The sequence below is a fragment of the Paenibacillus sp. P4_E11 genome (assembly GCF_056401635.1).
On record NZ_JBFUIX010000186.1, the window covers coordinates 1 to 5598 of the forward strand.

At 45.4% G+C, this 5598-nt stretch carries 5 protein-coding genes; 3 read left to right on the top strand and 2 right to left on the bottom strand.

Annotation, left to right across the window (positions count from 1 at the left end; genetic code table 11):
- Together AC1DWB_RS30680 and AC1DWB_RS30685 are read right to left on the bottom strand one after the other, a co-directional pair.
- Positions 1–486, bottom strand: a 486-nt coding sequence (locus AC1DWB_RS30680) for an RNA polymerase sigma factor (protein ID WP_477544890.1), incomplete at its 3' end; no start/stop codon positions are given.
- Positions 487–738: 252 nt separating this feature from the next.
- Positions 739–1950 carry a Gfo/Idh/MocA family protein gene (locus tag AC1DWB_RS30685; RefSeq protein WP_477544891.1) on the bottom strand — a complete coding sequence of 404 codons (1212 nt, stop codon included), beginning with the start codon at positions 1948–1950 and terminating at the stop codon, positions 739–741.
- Between the two features lie 223 nt (positions 1951–2173).
- On the opposite strand from AC1DWB_RS30685, the gene AC1DWB_RS30690 reads away from it, so the two are divergent.
- From AC1DWB_RS30690 to AC1DWB_RS30700, 3 genes are all read left to right on the top strand, one after another.
- Entirely contained in the window at positions 2174–3055 is an 882-nt protein-coding gene (locus tag AC1DWB_RS30690) for an AraC family transcriptional regulator (protein WP_477544892.1), read from the top strand.
- 572 nt (positions 3056–3627) lie between these two features.
- Positions 3628–4950, top strand: coding sequence for an ABC transporter substrate-binding protein (locus AC1DWB_RS30695; RefSeq protein ID WP_477544893.1), 1323 nt, complete (start codon positions 3628–3630; stop codon positions 4948–4950).
- 56 nt (positions 4951–5006) lie between these two features.
- The coding region (locus tag AC1DWB_RS30700) for a glycosyl hydrolase family 28-related protein (protein ID WP_477544894.1) at positions 5007–5598 on the top strand (592 nt) is incomplete at its 3' end.

Genomic DNA, 5598 nt, shown 5'->3' on the forward strand with positions numbered 1-5598 from the left:
ATGTAACCGAGATTTAACTGTTCCTTCCGTAACCCCTAATAAATGAGCGATCTCTACCATTTTCATATCATATTTGGCATCCAACAAAATCACTTCCCTTAACTTAGGGGACAACTGAAAGACTGCCTGCCAAACATGGTTAGACGATTCTCTCTCAATGAAAGTGTCCTCCGCAGAAATCGAAGATTTCCTTGAAATGATGGTATCCATGAGAACCACTTTGCGAATGAAGGCTGTATTCCGGTGGTTGATGCTCGTGTTTCGCGTGATCTTGAGGATCCAGGTTTTCACAGATGACTCGCCTCTGAATGATGCGACATTCCGATAAATTTGCACAAATACGTCTTGAACAATGTCATCTGTTGTGAATCTATTCTTGGTTAGAACGTAGGCGTAATTCCACACCATCTGCCCATATTTTTTCATTAGGTTATCAAAAACATCGTGGTCCATGTGCGTAATATATCGTAAGTACTCCGATTCCATGGTCTTCACCTCATTATCAATAGACAAGAGGGAAGTGAAAAAGGTTCCCTTCACTATTAAAATAAAGCTCCTCAAGAACGACTGTCACTTCTCTCTTCCCAAAAGCTTCAGGATATCAGGGCCTAGTGCAGGAAGCAATGACGAAAACCCGATTCGGGTGCGAATCAGGTCAGGTTGTATGAATTCATTGAGCCAGGTCGATGGCCGAAGATTTGAACGGCTTTTCAACAGCCCGATCCGATAGGCGAGTTATTACCTGTTGGCTTCTAATTGGCTGATCCGATCATTTACTTTAATCGTGACTGGCATGCCGGACTCGGCCGAATCGGCAGCCGCAATGGCGATGGCCGCGCTGTCTCTCGCCCCCTGAATTCCGGGCATGGCAGGCTGGCCCTTCTTCACCAGTTCCACGAATTTCTGCACGATTGCGTCATCGCCACCGCCATGTGAGCCTGGCCTGCGATCGGGGTAATAAGTTTCCACCTCCGTGGAGTGTCGCTTCATGACCGTGATTTTGAAATCTTGCTCGTTATTGTAAAAGGCAGTCAACTTGCCGCCAGTTCCAATGAACATGAATTCCCTTGAATATTCTGGTGTGAAGTGACACTCCATATAGGAAATTCGTGCACCGTTATCGTAATCGATCAGAACGAGGCCGTTATCGTGGGTATCGATTTCCTCAGCGTATACGCACAAATCGTCCTTGAGCAGGACGTTGCCATAATCCATTTTCAACCCTTTCTCATTGTCAACGTAGTAGTCACAGTTCGCCTTTTCTTTGCAATCTCGGCATCTTTTGTCATTGTCCTGCTCGCCGCCGAACACATCCAGTCCGCTGGAGCAGTATACTTTCACGGGAGACGCATCGACAACCCAGTTTGTAATATCTAGAGAGTGGGTTCCCTTCTCTAGAATAAGACTTTTGACAAACTCTTTGCGCCTTCTCGCTCCGTGGTAGTAGTAATCGCCCCCTACGGAAACGTTGTCCACGACGGAGCCAATCTTGATCGCTCCGATTGCTCCGGACGCGACGATGGCCTTCATATCTTCCACAAGGGTGCAGTACCTTAACTCCAGCCCGACCATGCACACGCGCCCTGCGTCGATGGCTGCTTCAATGATCCGGTCGCAATCCTCGATCGTCTGCGCCATGGGCTTTTCCAAGTACACATGTTTGCCGGCCTTTAATGCGGCGAGTGCATGCTCAGCATGTACATGGTCGTTGCTGCAAATGACAACCGCATCCAATCCAGGAACCTGCAAAAACTCGTCCAGAACAGTTGAAGCTGGAAGATCGCCTAACTTCTGTCTGGCGACTTCTAGACTTTCTTCCTGGATGTCGCAGAGGGCAACGATTTCGCATTCCGGATGGCGGCCGAAATAGCTGCCTCCAAAATGAATGCCCCGCTTTCCGGTGCCTAATATCCCAATTCCGATCTTGTTCGCAATTCTTGTTTGTGTCATTTTACAGGTCTCCCCTTTAAGAAGAATGAAATCGGATTAACGATCTTACCAGTGTATCGCATACCACCATCCTAATCGAAGCATGACAAATTCCGCTATATACTCGATTGCGCACTATTGGTCTGATTTTGCTCGACGCGATTGGGCATGGCAATCGACGCATTTGGTTAGAACTGGTACAATGGAAAACGCAGGACATCGCAACGGAAGGGGCAGTTCTCTGATGCATGTAATGGACAAAAGACATGATCCTTCTGTCGGGAAACGGTTTCCTTTTCGGATGGCGGATGTAGTTCCCAATCGATACGGATACCTTGTAAATACACATTGGCACGATCACCTCGAATTTATCAAAATCGTTAAGGGACGGGCTCTCATCACGCTTGATAATCAATCGTTTACCGCTGTTGAAGGGGACATTATATACATCAACAGCAGACAGGTGCATACCCTTCAGTCTCTTTCGGGAACGGAGAGTCGGATCAAAGGCATGATTTTCGACCGGTTATTCATTACGAACTTGCTGGAAGGATTCGAAACGAGACATTTATATTCGCTGTTCATCGGATCGGGTCACAGACACAATTTGTTCTCATCCAACCATCCGCTATGGCCGGAATTGAACGCGTGCATCGAGATATCAGATCGAGAATTCGCCGACAAAGACATTTGCTATGAGATGGCGATCAAGTCGTCCATCTACCGCATGGTAACCGCTATGCTGCGCCACTTCAAACAGGAAGTACTGCCCCTCTCCAACAACTATGCGCCGATCCGTCCTGTATTGGACTACATTGAAACACATTTCTCCGAGCGGCTTGCCCTGGGCGAATTGGCCGCATTAGTCAATATGAGCCCTTCTCATTTTTGCCGGACATTCAAAGAAATGATTGGGGTCACTCTAACGCAATACATAACCAACGTCCGCATCAACAATGCCAAGCAATTGATCGTGAACCAAGAATGGACCATAGGAGAAATTGCCGAGAAGACCGGCTTTTGTAACATCCATTATTTCGGCAGAGTTTTCAAAAAGACCACAGGTGTCAGTCCGTTGCAGTTCAAAAATGATACGCTCATGCAGAGTGAAGCAGACCGTCTATAACCGAACGTGATCAGTCGCAAACAAGGTGGTCCTGACTTTTCTAGTCGTATTGATTCCGTTTATCACGCGTCAGCGATATCTGGAGGCAATCGTAGGCGCTGTTTCACTGATTCCCCACGGCTTCGAAAACTAAATAGTTGACCAACATATTTATATTACGTTATATTATATATAATCTATAATATATATTAGATTATGTAAGATGAAAACGGTTGTATTCTCAACTCTGCAAATTATTTTAGCTGGAAGGAGCATAGGAGACCTAATCGCGAATAATAGGGTACATAAACGAGTGCAACGATCGTAATTACTTTAGTAAGGGGTGTAATATACGCGTAAATATATGATAAAGGACTATTTGAAAGCGCTTCCTCCCTTCCCTGCAAAAACTCAAACGACGGATTCCAAACAGTGCGCCACAAGACAACATAATCGACGAAGTTCAGATCGTCTCTGCTCTCCGACACCCGGCTCGTACGCAACTCCACTATTGCATTGGCAGGCCAATAAAACCCGGTCTTAAAGTAATCGATTACCAGTAATTAAATTAACAACTCATAGGAGGCCTAAATATGTTGAAGAAAAAATCAGTTTTGGCTATTGGATTGATGCTGATATTTATTATTATTCTGTCCGCATGTAGTAAAAGCAGTAATCAGGTTGTAGAGGATATTAAACCTACTAAAAGTCCGGTATCTACACCGCAAGCACCGGAGAAACCGGTCACGGTCACGCTCAATGCCACCACAAGTTACATATCCGACGCTGATTTAAACCTGCTGATCATCGAGCCGCTGAAGAAGAAGTACCCTTATATTACGGTTGAGAGGGTAACAGGCACCCTCCCTCAATTGATGAACGCAGGGGTGATTCCCGATCTCGTCGTCACCCACAACGGTGACATACTTGGTTATAGTGGTGATGGCTTTATGTCGGATTTGGGGGAATTGGTCAAGAAACATGGTATTGACATGGGACGGTTCAGCCCTGAGATTGTCAAGTCACTTACATTTGAAGGGAAGTTGATGGCGATCCCTTATGCTGTTAATTTCACGGCGCTCTATTATAACAAAGATATCTTCGATAAATTCGGTATCGCTTATCCAAAAGATGGTTTGACTTGGGACGAAACGATCGAATTGGGTAAAAAAGTGACGCGCGAGGAGAATGGTGTCAAATACCGTGGGATTGATCCTGAAACGCCTTCGCGTCTAACCCGAGTACTGGGGATTGATAGCGTCGATTACAAGACGAATAAAGCAACGGTCGATAATGATAACTGGCGGACGGTCTTTGATATCTACAAGAAAGCATTTTCGATACCAGGCAATATGACAAGTACAGGAGAAGTTACGACGGGAAAAGGCAATAAGGATTTTTTCGAAGACAAGACCTTAGCCATGTATCCTACTGTGAATAGAATTAGCTTTCTGATGGAAAATGCACCGAAGAATGGTTTGAACTGGGATGTGGCTCAGTACCCGAGTATGCCGGGGAAACCAGGAATCAACACGGATGTGGATGCGCATCTCTTCGGGATTCCTGTTACAGCCAAGAACAAAGATGCTGCGATGAAAGTGCTTGAAATTATAACTTCCGACGAAGTTCAGATGGAGATGACCCGAAAAACAGGAAGAGTATCGCCATTGAAAGACGCAAAATTCGCGGAGGCATTCGCCAAGGATTTGCCAGGGACCATCGGGAAAAATATAGCAGGTATCTTCAAAAGTAAAAGAATTGAGGCGCCCATTCGTAGTAAGTATACGAATCAGAATCAGCCATTTATTAACAAAGAGTTAGAAGCCTATGTCAAAGGTACTCAAGACCTGAATACATCCATAAGGAATGTAGAGGAAGCAATTAATAAGAATATTCTTACGGTTAACGCAAAGTAAGTTCAAGGAAAAAACTGAGATGCATCCCAAAACTTTTTTACCAGGAGGAAAGGAATATGGACAAAATGCCTACGGAATCTGAACAAGCTTTACAGGAACGAACTCCCCGGAAACTATTAAGCCGAAGAAATGTACTGAAGCAGATCGGAACTGTAGGAGTTGCGGCCGCCATGGGTTCATTTCTGGCAGATAGCGGCTTTGCGAGGGCAAATACCAAAACGGTAACGGAACAAGTGTATGGAGAGAAGCATGGAGAGAAGCAAGGGAATATACGCTTTACAGATTGGATTAATGTGAAGAATCGCGGAGCCGGAGAAGGAATCTCGGATGACAGCCCTGTATTGAACAATATTATAGCTGAACAAGTTGGTAGACCCGCCACAACTTTATATTTTCCAGCAGGAATATATAAAATGAGCTCGAACGTTGAGTTTCCTGAAGCATTTACGTTGTTTTTCGATCAAGGAGCAGTATTGTCCCCGGATAACGGAGTTAATGTTACGATATCCGGGTTGATCGATGCGGGCGTGTTCCGCATATTCAATGGTCCGGGAACCATCCGTCTGAACAAAAAGCTGCCTGTTCTTTATCCGCAATGGTGGGGAGCTCAAGGGAATGCCCAGTCATATGATAAGAACGCTATTCAAG